Genomic DNA, 15,546 nt, shown 5'->3' with positions numbered 1-15,546 from the left:
GGGCGGTGGGTGGGGGGGGGGGGCCCCCCCCCCCCCCCCCCCCCCCCCCCCCCCCCCCCCCCCCCCCCCCCCCCCCCCCCCGCCGCCCCTCCCCCACCACCACCCCAACCCGTGAGGTCCCGATGTCCCAGTCCCCCACCCGCCGTCTGACCGTCGCCCAGGCGCTGGTGCGGTTCCTGTCCGCGCAGTACAGCGAGCGCGACGGTGTGCGCCACCGGCTGATCGCCGGGACCTGGGGCATCTTCGGCCACGGCAACGTCGCGGGGCTGGGCCAGGCACTGCTTGAGGCCGGGGAGGAGGCTATGCCGTTCCACCAGGGCCGCAACGAGCAGTCCATGGTGCACGCGGCCGTCGGCCACGCCCGCCAGCTGAACCGGCTCTCCGCGCAGGCGGTCACCACCTCCATCGGCCCCGGCGCCACCAACCTGGTCACCGGCGCCGCCCTGGCCACCATCAACCGCCTGCCCGTCCTCCTCCTCCCTGGCGACTACTTCGCGACCCGCACCGCCGACCCGCTGCTCCAGCAGCTGGAGCACCCCACCGAGGCCGACGTCTCGGTCAACGACACCCTGCGCCCGGTCTCCCGCTACTTCGACCGGATCACCCGCCCCGAGGCACTGATCCCGGCCGCCCTGAACGCCATGCGCGTCCTCACCGACCCGGTCGACACCGGCGCCGTCACCCTCGCCCTGCCGCAGGACGTCCAGGCGGAGGCGTACGACTGGCCGGAGGAGTTCTTCGCCGAGCGGGTGTGGCGCGTGCGGCGCCCCGTGCCCGACCCGGTCGAGCTGGCGGAGGCGGTGCGGGCGATCCGTGCCGCGCGGCGGCCGCTGATCGTCGCGGGCGGCGGCGTCCACCACAGCGAGGCCGAGGAGGCGCTGAAGGCGCTGGCCGACGCCACGGGCATCCCGGTCGCGTCCACCCAGGCGGGCAAGGGCTCCCTGCGGTACGACCACCCCGCCGACCTCGGCGGCATCGGCCACACCGGCACGGCGGTCTGTGACGACATCGCCCGTACCGCCGACCTGATCGTCGGTGTGGGCACCCGGTACACCGACTTCACCACCGCCTCCAACACCCTCTTCCAGAGCCCGGACGTCCGCTTCGTCAACCTGAACATCGCCTCCTTCGACGCCCACAAGCTGGCCGCCCGGACGGTGGTCTGCGACGCTCGGGCCGGCCTCACGGCGCTCACCGAGGCACTGGACGGGCACCGGGTGGACGAGGCGTACGAGGCGGAGTACCGGGCCGGCAAGGAGCGCTGGGAGCAGGTCGTCGAGGCCGCCTACAGCGCCGCCGACGAGCACGCCGTGCCCACCCAGACGCAGGTGCTCGGCGCCCTGGACTCGGTCGTCGGCGACGAGGACGTGGTCATCAACGCGGCCGGTTCGCTCCCCGGCGACCTGCACAAGCTGTGGCGGGCCCGCAGCCCCCGCCAGTACCACCTGGAGTACGGCTACTCCTGCATGGGCTACGAGATCCCCGCCGGGATCGGTGTCCAGCAGGCGGCGCCCGGCACGGCCGTCTGGTCGCTGGTCGGGGACGGCACCTATCTGATGATGCCGACGGAGATCGTGACGGCCGTCCAGGAGAACCTGCCGGTCAATCTGGTCCTCCTCCAGAACCACGGCTACGCCTCCATCGGCGGTCTCTCCGAGTCGGTCGGCGGCGAGCGCTTCGGCACCGCCTACCGCTACCGCGCCGCCGACGGCACCTTCTCCGGCGCACCACTCCCGGTGGACCTCGCCGCCAACGCGGCCAGCCTCGGCATGGACGTCATCCGCGCCAAGACCGTGAAGGAGCTGCGCGACGCGCTGGCCGCGGCCCGTTCCTCGGACCGGCCCACCTGTGTGTACGTCGAGACCGACCCGACGCCCACCGCTCCCCCGGCTCAGGCCTGGTGGGACGTCCCGGTCGCCGAGACCGCCTCCCGCCCGGCGGCCGTGGAGGCGCGCGCGACGTACGACCGCGAGGTGGCCGGCCAGCGCCGCCACCTCTGACGGCCGGCCGTCGCAAGGACCCGCGCTTGTAAGGACAATGCGATGACAGGGGTTCCTGTCATCCGGACGGACGGATACCCTCATGGGCGTGACCAGCGCGACTACGGGGAGTACAGGGAGTCTCGGCCTCAGCGTCGACCGGAGCAGCCCGGTGCCGCTGTACTACCAGCTGGCCCGGCAGCTGGAGTCGGCGATCGAGCACGGTGCGCTCGGCCCGGGCAACCTCCTGGGCAACGAGATCGAGCTCGCCGGCCGTCTCGGCCTGTCCCGGCCGACCGTACGGCAGGCCATCCAGTCGCTCGTCGACAAGGGCCTGCTCGTACGCCGCCGGGGCGTCGGCACACAGGTGGTGCACAGCCAGGTCAAACGGCCGCTGGAGCTGAGTAGCCTCTACGACGACTTGGAGGCGGCCGGGCAGCAGCCCACGACCAAGGTGCTGCTGAGCGAGCTGCGGCAGGCCTCCGCCGAGGTCGCGGCGGCCCTGGGCATCGCCGAGGGCGCCGACGTGCACCTCTTCGAACGGCTGCGCCTCACCCACGGGCAGCCGGTGGCGTTCCTCTCCAACTTCGTCCCGGCCGGGCTGCTGGACCTGGACACCGAGCGCCTGGAGTCGACGGGCCTGTACCGGATGATGCGCAACGCCGGCATCACCCTGCACAGCGCCCACCAGAGCGTCGGCGCCCGTATCGCCACGCCCGAGGAGGCCGACCGCCTCGGCGAGCCGGAGGGCGCCGCGCTGCTCACCATGCAGCGCACGGCGTTCGACGACACCGGGCGCGCGGTCGAGTACGGCACCCATGTCTACCGGGCCTCGCGCTACTCCTTCGACTTCCAGCTGCTCGTCCGCAACTGACCTCCGGGCGGCGGGAGTTCGGAGCCGCCCGGCCGCCAGGGGCTCAGAGGTCCACCCACGCCCCGGACTCGGCCGAGCGGCTCATCGCGTCCAGCGCGGTGGCGCTGTGCACGGCGTCGGCGAGGGTGGTGCCGTGCGGGGTGCCCTCGGCGATGGAGGTCAGGAAGTGGTACGCCTCGATCACCTTGAGGTCGTCGTAGCCCATGGCGTTGGCGGAGCCCGGCTGGAAGGCGGAGTACGTGCCGTGGCCGGGGCCGACGTAGACGGTGTGGACGGACTGGTCCTGGTAGGCGTCGCCCTTGCTGACGCCCAGTTCACCCATGCGGCGGAAGTCCCAGAAGAGCGCGCCCCCGGTCCCGTGGATCTCGAAGCCGTAGTTGTTCTGCTCGCCGACGGAGACGCGGCAGGCCTCCAGGACGCCACGGGCGCCGGAGGCGAAGCGGAGCAGGCAGTTGACGTAGTCCTCGTTCTCGACGGGGCCGAGTTCGCCGCCGGAGGCACGGGTGTGACCGGCGGTGGCGCCGGACGGCCGGGCCCGCTCGGGGACGAAGATCGCGGTGTCGGCGGTGAGGGAGGCGATGTCGCCGAGCAGGAAACGGGCCAGGTCCACCCCGTGCGAGGCGAGGTCGCCGAGGACCCCGCTGCCGCCGCGCTGCCGCTCGTACCGCCAGGTCAGGGCTCCCTCGGGGTGGGCGGCGTAGTCGCTGAAGAGGCGGATGCGGACATGGGTGACCGTGCCGATCTCACCGGCGGCGATCAGTTCGCGGGCGGCCTCCACGGCGGGCGCGTTGCGGTAGTTGAAGCCGACGGTGCCCTGGACGCCGGCCTTGTCGACCGCGTCGGCGACGGCGCGGGCGTCGGCGGCGGTGAGCCCGACCGGCTTCTCGATCCAGATGTGCTTGCCGGCCTCGGCCATGGCGACGCCGATCTCCCGGTGCAGGAAGTTCGGCGCGGTGATGCTGACCGCCTGGACGCGCGGGTCGGCGATCACGTCGCGCCAGTCCCGGGCGGTGGCGGCGAACCCGAACTGCCGGGCCGCCTCCTCGGCGCGGCCGGGCACGTCCTCGACGACGGTGACCAAGTCGGGCCGCAGGGCGAGCTGCGGAAAGTGGTGGGTCACCCGCGCGTACGCCTGGGTGTGCACCCGTCCCATCCAGCCGAATCCCACGACGGCGACACCGAGCCCACTCACCATGACTGCCCTTCATTGGACCGTTCCAAAATCGTCTGCCGCTCACACTGCGGTCATGCACCCGCACTGTCAAGCCCTTTGACACGGTCGCACCGCTGTGGAACGGTCCAGGCCATGAGACCCGGACCCCCGACCCCGACGATCCGCGACGTCGCCGAGCGGGCCGGTGTGTCCAAGTCCCTGGTCTCGCTGGTGCTGCGCGGCTCGGCGCAGGTCCGCGAGGAGAAACGGCAGGCGGTGCTGGCCGCCGTGGACGAGCTGGGGTACCGGCCGAACGCCGCCGCGCGCAGCCTCAGCGAGCGCCGGACCCGTACGGTCGGGGTCCTCCTCAACGACATGCGCAACCCCTGGTTCGTCGAGCTGCTCGACGGGCTCAACTCCCGGCTGCACGACAACGGTCTGCGCATGCTGCTGGCCGACGGCCACCTCAACCGGCGGCTCGGCGAGGACCTCACCCGCACCTTCACCGAGCTGCGCGTCGACGGGCTGATCGCGGTCGGCACCCTGCCGCCCTCCGAGGCGCTGCGCACGGCGGCCGGGCTCGTCCCGACCGTGGTGGCGGGCGCCCGCGAGCCCACGCTCCCCCAGGTGGACGTCGTCGCCGGCGACGACCAGCTCGGCGCCCGTCTCGCCACCGAGCACCTCATCGGCCTCGGGCACCGGCGCATCGCGCACATCGCGGGGGACGGTGTGGTCGGGGCGCTGCGCCGCCGCAGCTTCGAGACGGTGATGCGCGAGCACGGGCTGGGCGCTCTGGCGGCCGTCGAACGGGGCGACCTGACGGAGGAGGGCGGCTACCGGGCCACGGTCCGACTGCTGAACCTGCCCGAACGCCCCACCGCCGTGGTGGCGTTCAACGACATGGCCTGTGTGGGCGCCCTGTCCGCCGCCGAGGAACTGGGGCTGAGGGTGCCGCGCGACCTGTCCCTCGTCGGCTACGACAACACCTATGTCTCCCGGCTGCGCCACCTCTGGCTCACCACCGTGGACAACGCCAGCCACGACGTGGGCCGCACCGCCGCGCAGTGCCTGCTGGACCGCATCGCCGACCCGGCCCGCCCCGCCAGGGTCGTCCTGACCACGCCGACGCTGGAGGTCCGGGGCACCACCGGCCCGCCGGGCGGGCCCTGAGGGTGTGGCGGGCCGTCAGCTCGGCGGCAGGCAGTGGTCGTCGGGCGCGACGCTCTGCCAGATGCGCCGCCCGATGTCCCGCAGCTGCCGCTGCTGGGCCTTGGTGAGCGCGTCGAACACATAGCGGCGTACGGCGTCGGCGTGGCCCGGCGCGCTCTCGACGACCTTGGCGTGTCCGGCGTCCGTGAGGACGGCCAGGGTGTAGCGCCCGTCGGAGGGGTCAGGCTCGCGGCGCACCCAGTCGCTCTTCTCCAGCCGCTTCACGAGGTGGGAGAGCCGGGACAGCGACGAACCGACGTATCCAGCCAGGTCGCTCATCCGCAGGGTGCGCCCCTCGGTCTGCGACAGCATCGCCATCACCACGTACTCGACGTGGCTGACGCCCGCGTCCCGCTGCAGTTCCGCGTCCAGCGCGCTCGGCAGTCTGACCATCACGCCCGCCAGCGCGTGCCAGGTCTCCATCTCCTCGTCGGTCAGCCAGGGCGACTGCTGCGGTGTCTCCATGGCGCCCACTCTACGTGCAGCCTCCACGGATCAAGCACGCGATGACTTGACGCTTCAAGTCGATCGACTCTACGTTGAACCCTCGCATCTCTTGAATGTTCAAGTCACACTCACCCCCTGCACGGGAAGAAGCCCGCCATGAACGTCACCCTCTGGATCATCGCGAGCCTGCTCGCGGCCGGCTTCCTCGCCGCCGGCCTGATGAAGACCGCCCAGTCCAAGGAGAAGCTGTCGGCCTCGGGGATGACGTGGGTGGACTCGTTCTCGCCGGGCATGGTCAAGACCATCGGCGCGCTGGAGGGCCTGGGCGCCATCGGGCTGATCCTTCCGGCCGTCCTCGACATAGCCACGGTGTTCGTGCCGCTCGCGGCGACCGGCCTGGCCGTCACGATGCTCGGCGCGGTCGTCTTCCACCTCCGGCGCGGCGAGACCAAGGAGTCGGCACCGGGTCTGGTGGTGCTGATCCTGGCGGCCGTGGTGGCCTGGGGCCGGTTCGGACCGTACGCGTTCTGAGCCCTACCCCCCTTCGGCGGGCCCGGCTCCCGCCGCGAGCAGGAGGGCCGTCGTCTCGGGGTAGGGCCCGGCGGCCGCCCACTCGAGCGGGGAGCGGCCCGTGCCATGGTCCTCGCGCAGGTCGGGGTCGGCGCCGTGGGCGAGGAGTGCGCGCACCGCTTCCGTGTGCCCCCAGCACGCGGCGCCGCACAGCGGGGTGCCCTCAGAGCCGTGCCCGCTCTCGGTGTCGGGCGCGGCCCCGGCCGCGAGCAGCCGGCGGACCGTGTCGGCGGCGCCGTGCACGGCCGCCGCGTACAGGGGCGTCGTGCCCTCGGCGTCCGTCGTCTCGGCGGGGGCTCCGGCGCGCAGCAGGGAGTCGACCCGGGCCGTGTCGCCGAACGTCGCCGCCCACACCAGGTGGTGCGACAGTTTCTTCCGCCGCCGTCTGTTCACCCGCGTGCTCCCCCTTGGCAGGACGTCCGAGGCACCGGCCCGTCATGCGCGTCAGCCTGTGATGCGGAGATCAGCCCATCACACGCCCTCCCGCACGGCGACCTCTTTTCCGCGTACGTCGACGGCCGTGAGCGCCAGCGCCAGCAGCCCCGGTACGAGGAACACGAGGGGCAGCAGCATCCAGGCGCTCGCCGCCGCCGTCGCCACGGCGAGGACGACCAGGGCGCTGCCGCCCGGATCGCGCACCGCGTCCCGGGCCGCTCCCCGCACCGCCGCCGGCCAGTCCTCGACCGACTCGGGGCGGGCGCAGGCGCGCAGCCCGATCACGGCGGCACAGGTGCCGACGGCGGCGGCGAGGAGGGCGAAGGCCCGGCCGCCGGGGAGTCCGGCACCGGCGAGCGCCAGATCGACCAGGGCGAGGGCCAGTCCGGTGAGGGCCAGGAGCCCGGCGGCCAGGTCGCCGGGTCGCAGTCGCCGGCGCAGCACCCCGAGGAACCGGGCGGCCGTGACCGGGCGGCCCTCCCGTACGCCCCGCAGGACCGCGCAGGCCGTGGAGAGCGCGGCGGGCACGGTGACCAGCGGAAGGCTCACCACCGCAACGGCGACACCGACGCTCAGCACATCGGCGAACAGCGTCATGCGCGGGCCGAAGATCTCGCCCGGCTCCCGGTCGGTCCGCATCGCGCTCACCCCTTGATCCCGGAGTTGGCCATGCCCTCCACCAGGAACCGCTGGAAGGCGAGGAAGAACAGCACGATCGGGAGGAGGGCGATGACGGACATGGCAAACATCGGGCCGAACGCCGAGGTGCTCGACGCGTCCACGAAGGACCTGAGGGCCAGGGTCAGGGTGAACTTCTCGGGCGAGAAGAGATAGATCAACTGGGTGAAGAAGTCGTTCCAGGTCCAGATGAAGGTGAAGATCGCGGTGGTGATCAGGGCGGGCCGGGTGAGCGGCAGGATCACCGAGTAGAAGCTCCGGAACGGTCCGCAGCCGTCGATGCGCGCCGCCTCCTCCAGTTCCCTCGGCAGTCCGCGCATGAACTGCACGATGAGGAAGACGAAGAAGGCCTCCGTGGCGAGGAACTTCGGCAGGATCAGCGGCCAGTAGGTGTTCACCATGCCGAGCTGGTTGAAGATGATGTACTGCGGGATCAGCACGGCGTGGTGCGGCAGCATGATCGTCGCGATCATGAAGGCGAACAGCGGTCCCCGGAAGCGGAAGCGCAGCCGGGCGAAGGCGTAGGCCGCCAGGGAGCAGGAGAGGACGTTGCCGACGACCGCGCCGCCGGCGATCAGCAGGGAGTTGCCGAGCAGCCGGCCCACCGACACGTCGTTGACGCCGTCGAGCGCGGTCTCGTAGTTGGACCACTCCAGTCGGCTCGGCAGCAGGTCGAGGCTGGCGATGACCTCGTCCGCGGGCTTCACGGAGGTCGCGAGGAGCCAGGCCAGCGGGTACAGCATGACGAGGAGCGCGGCCAGGCAGCCGGCGTGCAGGGCCACCCGCCGCCAGGCAACAGGTTTGCGCACTACGGAAGTTGTGGGTGTGCTGGTGGTCATCGGTCCCCCTCGGAGGCGTAGAAGACCCAGGAGCGGGACGTGCGGAACAGGATCGCGGTGACCGCGCCGATGGCGAGCAGCAGGACCCAGGCCATGGCGGAGGCGTAGCCCATGTGGGAGGCGACGAAGCCCCGGTCGTAGAGGTAGAGGGTGTAGAAGAGGGTGGAGTCGGCGGGGCCGCCCTTGCCCGCGCTGATCGCGAAGGCCGGGGTGAAGACCTGGAAGGCCTGGATGGTCTGGAGGACCAGGTTGAAGAAGATCACGGGCGACAGCATCGGGACCGTGATCGACAGGAAGCGGCGCCAGGCGCCCGCGCCGTCCACCTCGGCCGCCTCGTACAACTCCCCCGGGATCTGCTGGAGTCCGGCGAGGAAGATGACCATCGGGGCGCCGAACTGCCACACCGTGAGCAGGGCCACCGCGAGCAGCGCCCAGCCGGGGCGGTTGACCCAGCCGCCGGTGCCGAGGAGGTGGTCGACGGTGCCGCCGTCGTTGAAGATCGCCCGCCAGACCAGGGCGATGGACATGGAGGCGCCGAGCAGGGAGGGGGCGTAGAAGGCCGAGCGATAGAAGCCCCGGCCGCGCCTCATGTTCTTCAGGGCCAGGGCGACCAGGAGCGCGAGGGCCAGTTGGAGCGGGACGGCGATGACGACGTACATCAGGGTCGTCACCACGGAGCGCCAGTAGCGCGGGTCCTCGGTGAACATCTGGGTGTAGTTGCGCAGGCCCACCCAGCTGGGGGCGTTGAAGAGGTCGTAGTCGGTGAAGGAGAGGTAGAGCGAGACGGCCATCGGGAGCAGGGTGAGGACGCAGGCCCCGAGCACCCAGGGGGAGAGGAACACCCAGGCCGCGCCTTCGCGCCGGCGGCGCCGGGCGGACCGGTCCGGCTGGGTGACTCCCTTGCCGCGTACGGTGGTCGGCAGTTGTGTGGTGGTCATGACCTCAGCTCCGCCTTCGCCTCGGTGAGGTAGTTCTCGGCGGCCTCGCGGGGGGACATCCGCTCGTAGGACACCTGGTCGTAGTCGCGCTGGAACGTGGTCTGCAGGGCGCTGTCGCCCGACGGGGGCGCCTGGGGCGGCGGGTCGAGCTTTCCTTCGACCGTGGCCTGGTAGTCGTAGATGGTCCTGTCGAAGTCCTTGAGGTCGGCCGCGATGTCCGCACGGATCGACTCGTTGACGGGGATGCCCCGGGTGGCGCCGAGGATCTTCGCGGCCTCGTCGTCGTTGAGCAGGAAGTCGACGAGCCGGGCGGACTCCTCCGGGTGGCCGGAGTCGGCGGCCACGCCCATGAACATGGAGGGCTTGAAGTACTGGCCGGGCGTGCCGTCCTCACCCGCCGGCATCGGGGCGAGGGAGATCCCGGTGGGGACGAGCGCGAGATAACCGCTCGCGGGCGCATCCCAGTTGACGTCCGAGGCGGCCGTGCCCCGGCCCAGCGGGGTGTTCTCGACCGTGCCGTCGAGCTGGGTCGTCTGCTCGGCGGGCGAGACGGCGCCCTCGCGGCGGAGCCCGTCGGTGAAGGTCCACCAGCGGGTCAAGTCATCGGCGTCGAAGCCGAGTTGCCTGTCCTCGGTGTAGAGGGCCTTGCCCTGGCCGCGCAGCCAGATCTCGAAGGCGTCCTCGCTCTGACCGGGGTCGGTGCCGCCGGGCTCTCCCGTCTCCTCCGCGACCTTCCGCATGGCGTCGGCCCACTCGCTCCAGGTCCAGCCCACGCGGGGCGGTTCGAGACCGGCGGCCTTCCACTTCTCGGTGTCGTAGACCATGGTCTCGGTGCCACGCCCCTGCGGTACGGCGTACTGCTTGCCGTCCACCTTGCCGGTGGCCAGCAGTCCCGGCTCGAACTCGGCGGTGTCCAGGGCCTGTGGCTGCTCGGCGAGGTCCAGGAGCACACCACCGGAGGCGTACTGGTCGATCATCCGGTAGTCGAGCTGCATCACGTCCGGTGCGTCGCCGCCGGCGGCCTGGGTGGCGAGTTTCTGCTTGTAGGCCTCGTAGCCGGCGAAGGAGGTCTGTACGTCGATCCCCGGGTTCTTCTGCTCGAAGAGCTCGACGGCCGCCTGGGTTCTGGCGGCCCGGTCGGGGTTGCCCCACCAGGTGTAGCGCAGGACGACCTGCCCGCCGCCGCCCGACCCGTCCGCTCCGGAGCAGCCGGTGAGCAGCGCGCAGAGCGCCAGCGCGGCGGCCGCCGCACGGGGTTTCCAGGACTCCCTCGTCCTGATTCGGGGCATGAGTGGGTCACCTCTTTCACTAGAAAGCGCTTCCACCCCCCGTAGCGACCCTAGGGAAGGTCCGGATGTCACAACAAGACCCCTGCACCACCTCCCCACAACGCCGCCGCGCCGCCGTGGTGGGGCTCGGTGCCCGGGCGCGGATGTTCACCGAGGCCCTGACGGGATCCTTCGCGGAACGGGTGGAGCTGGTCGGGCTCTGCGACCTGAACACGCACCGCATGGCCGTCCACAACGCCTGGATCGCCGCCGACCACCCCGGCCGCGCGCCCGTACCGGCGTACGGGGCCGACGAGTTCGAGGAGATGCTGCGCCGCGAGCGGGTCGACCTGGTCGTGGTGTGCACGGTGGACCGGACCCACGACCACTACATCGTCCGCGCCCTGGAGGCGGGCTGCGACGTCGTCACCGAGAAGCCGATGACGACCACCGCCGAGCGCGCCCACCGCATCCTGGAGGCCCGGCGGCGGACCGGGCGCGAGGTCCGCGTCTCCTTCAACTACCGCTACAACCCGGTGCATTCGGCCGTACGGCAACTGCTCGCGGGCGGGGAGATCGGCGAGGTCGGCTCGGTGCACTTCGAGTGGCTGCTCGATCTGCGGCACGGCGCCGACTACTTCCGCCGCTGGCACCGCGACAAGGTGAACTCCGGCGGGCTGCTCGTCCACAAGTCGACCCACCACTTCGACCTGGTCAACTGGTGGCTCGGCACCCGCCCCGAGACCGTCTACGCCCAGGGCGGCCTCTTCTTCTACGGCGACGAGGCAGGCCGCCGCCGGGGCATCGCCCGGGACTACACCCGCGCCCACGGCTCCCCGGCGGCCGAGTCCGACCCCTTCGCCCTGCGCCTGCGGGACTCCCCCGTCCTCACCTCGCTCTACCTGGACGCCGAGCGGGAGGACGGCTACCACCGTGACCAGAACGTCTTCGGTCCCGGCGTGAGCATCGAGGACGACATGGCGGTCCTCGTCCGCTACGCCTCCGGCGCCACCCTGACCTACCACCTCACCGCCTACTCCCCCTGGGAGGGCTACCGCATCGCCTTCAACGGCAGCGAGGGGCGCGTCGAGCTGCTGGTGGAGGAGTCGACGTGGACGCGGCCCCAGGTACCGGTCACCGGCGCGAGCCCGGTCCTGCACGGCGCCGAGGCGGGCGAGGAACCCGGCAGGACCCAACTGCTCGTACGGCGCTTCTGGGAGCCGCCTCGCGAGGTGAAGGTGGAGATGGACGAGGGCGGGCACGGCGGTGGCGACGTCCGCATGCTGGCCGACCTGTTCGGGGAGCGCGTACCGGACGCGCTGGGCCGGGCGGCCGACGCGGTGGACGGGGCCCGGTCACTGGTGACGGGACTGGCGGCGAACCGGTCGCTGGAGACGGGGATGCCGGTGGCGGCGCGGGAGTTGCTGGACGTGTGAGCCGCCCTCGGTCTCCGCGCGACCGCCCGGCGTCACTCTGTGCGGCTCACCGGACGAGGTCGAGGTGTTCCGGGGAGCGGTGGATCAGCGTCGGCCGCATGGTGATCCATCGGCCCTCCGCCAGGCGCAGGCCCGGCAGGCGGCTGGTCAACTGCTCCAGGGTCAGGCGGAGTTGTTCGTGGGCGAGTTGTGAGCCGGGGCAGGTGTGGGTGCCGAGGCCGAAGGAGAGGTGACGGCTGCCGGCGGGGCGGGTGATGTCGAAGTCGTCGGGGCGGGTGATGTCGAAGTCGTCGGGGCGCGGGTGGCGTGAGGCGTCGCGGTTGGCTCCGGCGAACGCGACGAACACCGGTGTCCAGGCGGGGAGTTCGGTCCAGGCGAGGGTGACCGGACGGGTGGTGACGCGGCGGAAGCCCTGCTAACACGGTGTCGTAACGGGCGGCCTCCTCGACGGCGGCCGGGATGCGCTCCGGTTCGGCGCAGAGCAGTTCCCACTGCCGGCGGTCGCGCAGCAGGTGCAGGACGGTGGTCCCGATGAGGGCCGTGGTGGTCAGGTGTCCGGCGATGAGCAGGTTCTGGAGGTGGGCGACGACCTGGTGGCGCTGGTCGATCGTCAGCTCGCCGGTGCCCGGTCCGGCGACGGAGGTGATGAGTTCGGTGCCCAGGTCCTCACGCGGGTCCGCGCGCCGGGCGCGCACGAACGCGTCGAGCCGGTGGGCCGTGGCGACCACGTCCTCGGCCGCCGCGATCTGCTCGGCCTCCGCCATGGGCCGGAACAGCAACTGCTCGGCCCGGTGACCGCCGTGCACCAACGCCGGTACGTCGTCCGGCTCGAACCCGACGAGCCGCCCGATGACCTCCCCGGGCAGCCGCCCCGCGTACACGGACATCAACTCGACGCGGCCGCCGTCGCCGTTCTTGACGAAGTCGTCGACCAGGGCGGCGGCCCGTTCGGCGGCGTATGCCCTTCAGCGAGCCCGCCCCTGCTCCTGTCGCGCCTCGGTCGCGTCACGGAACGCGGCCAGCGCGGCCCGGCGGCGGCGCAGATCCGCGATGTCTGCGTCCATCCGCTCCAGGTGCGCGGTCATCGTCCGCAGTACCTCCGGGCAGGGCTCGATCCCCGGCCCGGCGTCGGTGACGCACGGCAGCATCTCGCGAATGGCGTCGGTGGTCAGCCCGGCCGCCAGCATGCCCCGGATGCGGGCGACGATGTACGGGGCGTCGGGCGCGTACACGCGGTATCCGCTGCTGTCGCGGTCGGGACACAGCAGGCGCTGCTCCTCGTAGTAGCGCAGCAGCCGGGCCGCGACTCCGGTCCGCCGTGACAGCTCGCCTATCAGCATCGATTCTCCTCGCCACACCTGGACTTGACCTTCACACCGGTGTGATGGGTCAACGTACGAGGCATGCGCGATTCATTCCCCGCCCTTGCCACCACCGTCACCGGAACCGGACCAGGACTGCTGCTCGCCCATGGCGCCACCGGCAGCATCGAAGGCAACTTCGCGCCGGTTCTGCCCGCTCTCGCCGCCGCCCACACCGTCGTCGCCCCGGACTACCCCGGCTCGGGTGAGACCCCGGTCGCAGACGGCCCACTGGACCTCGATGAGCTCACGGACGCTGTCGTCGACTCCGCCGTACGGCGCGGCGTCGGGCGGTTCGCGGTGCTCGGCTTCTCGCTCGGCACGCTGGTGGCGGTGCGCGCCGCCGTACGCCATCCCGAGCGGGTGACCGCACTCGTGCTGACCGCCGGGTTCGCCCGGCCCGACGGCCACATACTCGGCCTCCTCCCCAGCTGGCGGGCCGAGGAGCCTCCCGCACTCCGCCCTCACATCGACCTGATCCCCACCCTCGACATCACCGGTGACCTGGCCGAGGTCGCCGTCCCCACGCTGGTCGTCGCGACAACCGCCGACAGCATGGTCCTGCCCGAGGGCTCCCGCACCTTGGCGGCCGGGATCCGGGGCGCGCGGTACACGGAGATCGACAGCGACCACGTGGTCATGGTCGAGCGGCCGGAAGAGTGGCTGAAGCCGGTGCTCGACTTTCTCCACTCGCTTTCTCTCTCGGAGGGGAAGGACGGTGAGGGCGAGTGAAGCTACAGGTCGTTGTCCCGAACGAGACCGCGGGCGCCGACCTGCGACGACTCGCCGACCTGGCACGGCAGGCCGAGGCCCTCGGCTACGACACGGCACGACTCCCCGACCACATCCTGCCGCCCGACGAGTACGGCCCGGTGTACGGAGGGGTCCTCGAACCGCTGGTGACCATGGGCCGGCTGGTGGGCCGCGACCAGCCCGATCCGGGTCGGCACCTCCGTGCTCGTCCTGCCCCTGCGCAGTCCTTTCGTGGTGGCCAAACAGGTCGCGACCCTCCACAGACTGTCCGGCGGACGCATCACCCTGGGTGTGGGGATCGGCTGGGACGAACACGGGGTCACCGCCGTCGGCGCCGACTTCAGGAGCCGGGCGGCCCGCACGCCCACGCACGCGATCTACTGGACGGGTGTTGCGCCGTGCCCGCGCCGGTGCCCAGCCACCGACGTCAGGTCCACCGGCGCCCTCACCGGCCCGTCCGCACACAGCAGCGCATCCGTGAGGTCGAACGATTCCTCTCCGCGAGCGGTCAGACAGGGCTCCGTCCTTGGACTTCGTGCTCCAACTGTCCGGTCCGTCAGGGACGGCCGCGGAGTTTACCCAGCAGGCTCTTGGCCTGGCGCCGGCGACGGGGGTCGGCAGCGGCCCGCCGCGCCTGCTCGGCCGCACGACGCCCCTGAGGGCTCCGTGCGAACTGCTTGATACGTTCCATCATGCGTGGCATGCGGTCTTCACCCCTCGGTAGCGGCGAGTGCCTTCCTTGCCTCGGTTACCCCTTCTGGGACGACTCAGCCCTGCCGGCCGCCGGGATGCGCGACTCGTGGATGGGACGGCGAGCTGGGCGGCGAGATGTTCACCTAGCCCTCCCCGGACCAGGAAGACGGCTTCTGGCCATTGCAGCTGCAGAGGGGGCATGACGTCGGGGCGCAGCGCGTTGGCCAAGAAGAAGTCCTCCGGGCGCCGCAGCACCTCCCGTACGTCGGCGTCCCGTGCCACCAGCCAGGAAGTCCAGCTGCAACTCGTCGAGTCTGTCGTGCAGTTCAGGATCCACGAGTGCACCTTCCGGCCGGGGGCGGGCCTCGGGGCGCCTGGGCACGCGCCCCCGTACGCCTCCCACCACCCGCCTCGTACGCAATTGTTCCCTTACCCTCGCCCCGTGGTTCTCTTCCTCCTGGAACGTCTCTCCCGGCTCCCCGCTGACCGCGCCTGGCAGCTCCTGACCGACTGGCCCCGGCACGCGGACGTCGTGCCGCTGACCCGCGTCACCGTGCGCACTCCTCCGCCGACCGGTGAGGGCACGGTGTTCGTGGCCCGCAGCGGTGTCGGGCCGCTCGCCTTCGACGACCGGATGGAGGTCACGGTCTGGAAGCCACCGGGCGCCGGTGCTCCCGGAAAGTGCCGACTCGTCAAGCGCGGTTCGTTCGTCACCGGTTGGGCCGAGATCGAGGTCCATCCGTACGGTGACGGCGGCTCCCGTACGGTCTGGCGCGAGGACCTGCGGGTGCGAGGGCTGCCGGGGCTCTTCGACCGGCCGCTGGGAGGGCTGGCGCGGGTCATGTTCGGACGCGCGATGGACGGGCTGCTCGCGACCGACGCCCGGCGTCCGGGCTGAACCTCCGCCCCAACA

General features: G+C 71.9%; 16 protein-coding genes and 2 pseudogenes. 8 read left to right on the top strand and 10 right to left on the bottom strand.

Translation table 11 applies throughout. The features are described from left to right. Positions 1–122 precede the first annotated feature (122 nt). Both iolD and PUR53_RS35545 read left to right on the top strand, forming a co-directional pair. Positions 123–2,000 carry a 3D-(3,5/4)-trihydroxycyclohexane-1,2-dione acylhydrolase (decyclizing) gene (gene iolD / locus PUR53_RS35550; protein ID WP_329910946.1) on the top strand — a complete coding sequence of 626 codons (1,878 nt, stop codon included), beginning with the start codon at positions 123–125 and terminating at the stop codon, positions 1,998–2,000. A gap of 82 nt (positions 2,001–2,082) precedes the next feature. Next, positions 2,083–2,853 carry a GntR family transcriptional regulator gene (locus PUR53_RS35545; protein ID WP_329895943.1) on the top strand — a complete coding sequence of 257 codons (771 nt, stop codon included), beginning with the start codon at positions 2,083–2,085 and terminating at the stop codon, positions 2,851–2,853. Between the two features lie 43 nt (positions 2,854–2,896). Here PUR53_RS35545 and PUR53_RS35540 read toward each other — a convergent pair whose 3' ends face one another. Further along, positions 2,897–4,048, bottom strand: coding sequence for a Gfo/Idh/MocA family protein (locus tag PUR53_RS35540; RefSeq protein WP_329910944.1), 1,152 nt, complete (start codon positions 4,046–4,048; stop codon positions 2,897–2,899). A 111-nt stretch (positions 4,049–4,159) separates the two neighbouring features. Here PUR53_RS35540 and PUR53_RS35535 point away from each other — a divergent pair, with 111 nt between their 5' ends. After that, on the top strand, positions 4,160–5,176 hold the full coding sequence (locus tag PUR53_RS35535) for a LacI family DNA-binding transcriptional regulator (RefSeq protein ID WP_329910943.1): 1,017 nt from the start codon (positions 4,160–4,162) through the stop codon (positions 5,174–5,176). A 15-nt stretch (positions 5,177–5,191) separates the two neighbouring features. On the opposite strand, the gene PUR53_RS35530 is transcribed toward PUR53_RS35535, so the two are convergent. Continuing rightward, positions 5,192–5,680 carry a MarR family winged helix-turn-helix transcriptional regulator gene (locus PUR53_RS35530; protein ID WP_329910941.1) on the bottom strand — a complete coding sequence of 163 codons (489 nt, stop codon included), beginning with the start codon at positions 5,678–5,680 and terminating at the stop codon, positions 5,192–5,194. A gap of 138 nt (positions 5,681–5,818) precedes the next feature. Here PUR53_RS35530 and PUR53_RS35525 point away from each other — a divergent pair, with 138 nt between their 5' ends. Beyond that, a complete protein-coding gene (locus PUR53_RS35525) occupies positions 5,819–6,193 on the top strand; it encodes a DoxX family protein (protein ID WP_329895939.1) in 375 nt (124 codons plus the stop codon). A 3-nt stretch (positions 6,194–6,196) separates the two neighbouring features. Here the strand turns inward: PUR53_RS35525 and PUR53_RS35520 are convergent, their stop codons facing one another. From PUR53_RS35520 to PUR53_RS35500, 5 genes are all read right to left on the bottom strand, one after another. Continuing rightward, complete coding sequence (locus tag PUR53_RS35520; protein ID WP_329895938.1) at positions 6,197–6,625, bottom strand: ankyrin repeat domain-containing protein; 429 nt, start codon at positions 6,623–6,625, stop codon at positions 6,197–6,199. A gap of 78 nt (positions 6,626–6,703) precedes the next feature. Further along, entirely contained in the window at positions 6,704–7,306 is a 603-nt protein-coding gene (locus tag PUR53_RS35515; RefSeq protein WP_329910940.1) for a hypothetical protein, read from the bottom strand. Between the two features lie 5 nt (positions 7,307–7,311). Then, complete coding sequence (locus tag PUR53_RS35510) at positions 7,312–8,184, bottom strand: carbohydrate ABC transporter permease (RefSeq protein WP_329910939.1); 873 nt, start codon at positions 8,182–8,184, stop codon at positions 7,312–7,314. Further along, positions 8,181–9,122: a carbohydrate ABC transporter permease gene (locus PUR53_RS35505; RefSeq protein WP_329910938.1), complete on the bottom strand. Its 942-nt coding sequence runs from the start codon at positions 9,120–9,122 to the stop codon at positions 8,181–8,183. Before PUR53_RS35505 ends, PUR53_RS35510 begins: the two co-directional genes overlap by 4 nt. Then, positions 9,119–10,411 (bottom strand): ABC transporter substrate-binding protein, encoded by a 1,293-nt coding sequence (locus PUR53_RS35500; protein WP_329895934.1) that lies wholly within the window; start codon positions 10,409–10,411, stop codon positions 9,119–9,121. Before PUR53_RS35500 ends, PUR53_RS35505 begins: the two co-directional genes overlap by 4 nt. A gap of 65 nt (positions 10,412–10,476) precedes the next feature. Between PUR53_RS35500 and PUR53_RS35495 the strand changes: the two genes are divergently transcribed. Next, positions 10,477–11,826: a Gfo/Idh/MocA family protein gene (locus PUR53_RS35495; protein WP_329910937.1), complete on the top strand. Its 1,350-nt coding sequence runs from the start codon at positions 10,477–10,479 to the stop codon at positions 11,824–11,826. Positions 11,827–11,872: 46 nt separating this feature from the next. On the opposite strand, the pseudogene PUR53_RS35490 reads toward PUR53_RS35495, so the two are convergent. Both PUR53_RS35490 and PUR53_RS35485 read right to left on the bottom strand, forming a co-directional pair. Continuing rightward, positions 11,873–12,785 (bottom strand): annotated as a pseudogene (locus tag PUR53_RS35490) (cytochrome P450); the annotation flags it as partial. A 6-nt stretch (positions 12,786–12,791) separates the two neighbouring features. Further along, positions 12,792–13,166, bottom strand: coding sequence for a MerR family transcriptional regulator (locus PUR53_RS35485; protein ID WP_329895932.1), 375 nt, complete (start codon positions 13,164–13,166; stop codon positions 12,792–12,794). Positions 13,167–13,229: 63 nt separating this feature from the next. Here PUR53_RS35485 and PUR53_RS35480 point away from each other — a divergent pair, with 63 nt between their 5' ends. After that, a complete protein-coding gene (locus PUR53_RS35480; RefSeq protein ID WP_329910935.1) occupies positions 13,230–13,919 on the top strand; it encodes an alpha/beta fold hydrolase in 690 nt (229 codons plus the stop codon). Positions 13,920–13,921: 2 nt separating this feature from the next. On the opposite strand, the gene PUR53_RS35475 is transcribed toward PUR53_RS35480, so the two are convergent. After that, entirely contained in the window at positions 13,922–14,182 is a 261-nt protein-coding gene (locus PUR53_RS35475; protein WP_329910956.1) for a hypothetical protein, read from the bottom strand. Between PUR53_RS35475 and PUR53_RS35470 the strand changes: the two are divergent. Both PUR53_RS35470 and PUR53_RS35460 read left to right on the top strand, forming a co-directional pair. After that, a pseudogene (locus PUR53_RS35470) lies at positions 14,142–14,243 on the top strand (LLM class flavin-dependent oxidoreductase); the annotation flags it as partial. The gene PUR53_RS35475 and the pseudogene PUR53_RS35470 sit on opposite strands and share 41 nt — an antisense overlap. A gap of 832 nt (positions 14,244–15,075) precedes the next feature. Continuing rightward, the gene (locus PUR53_RS35460; RefSeq protein WP_329910934.1) at positions 15,076–15,531 is read left to right on the top strand and encodes an SRPBCC family protein; all 456 of its coding nucleotides are present in this window, start codon (positions 15,076–15,078) and stop codon (positions 15,529–15,531) included. The last annotated feature ends 15 nt before the right edge of the window (positions 15,532–15,546 follow it).

The organism is Streptomyces sp. SP18BB07, assembly GCF_036322545.1.
Lineage (GTDB): Bacteria > Actinomycetota > Actinomycetes > Streptomycetales > Streptomycetaceae > Streptomyces > Streptomyces deccanensis.
This window is presented reverse-complemented; position numbering and strand designations above follow the sequence as displayed.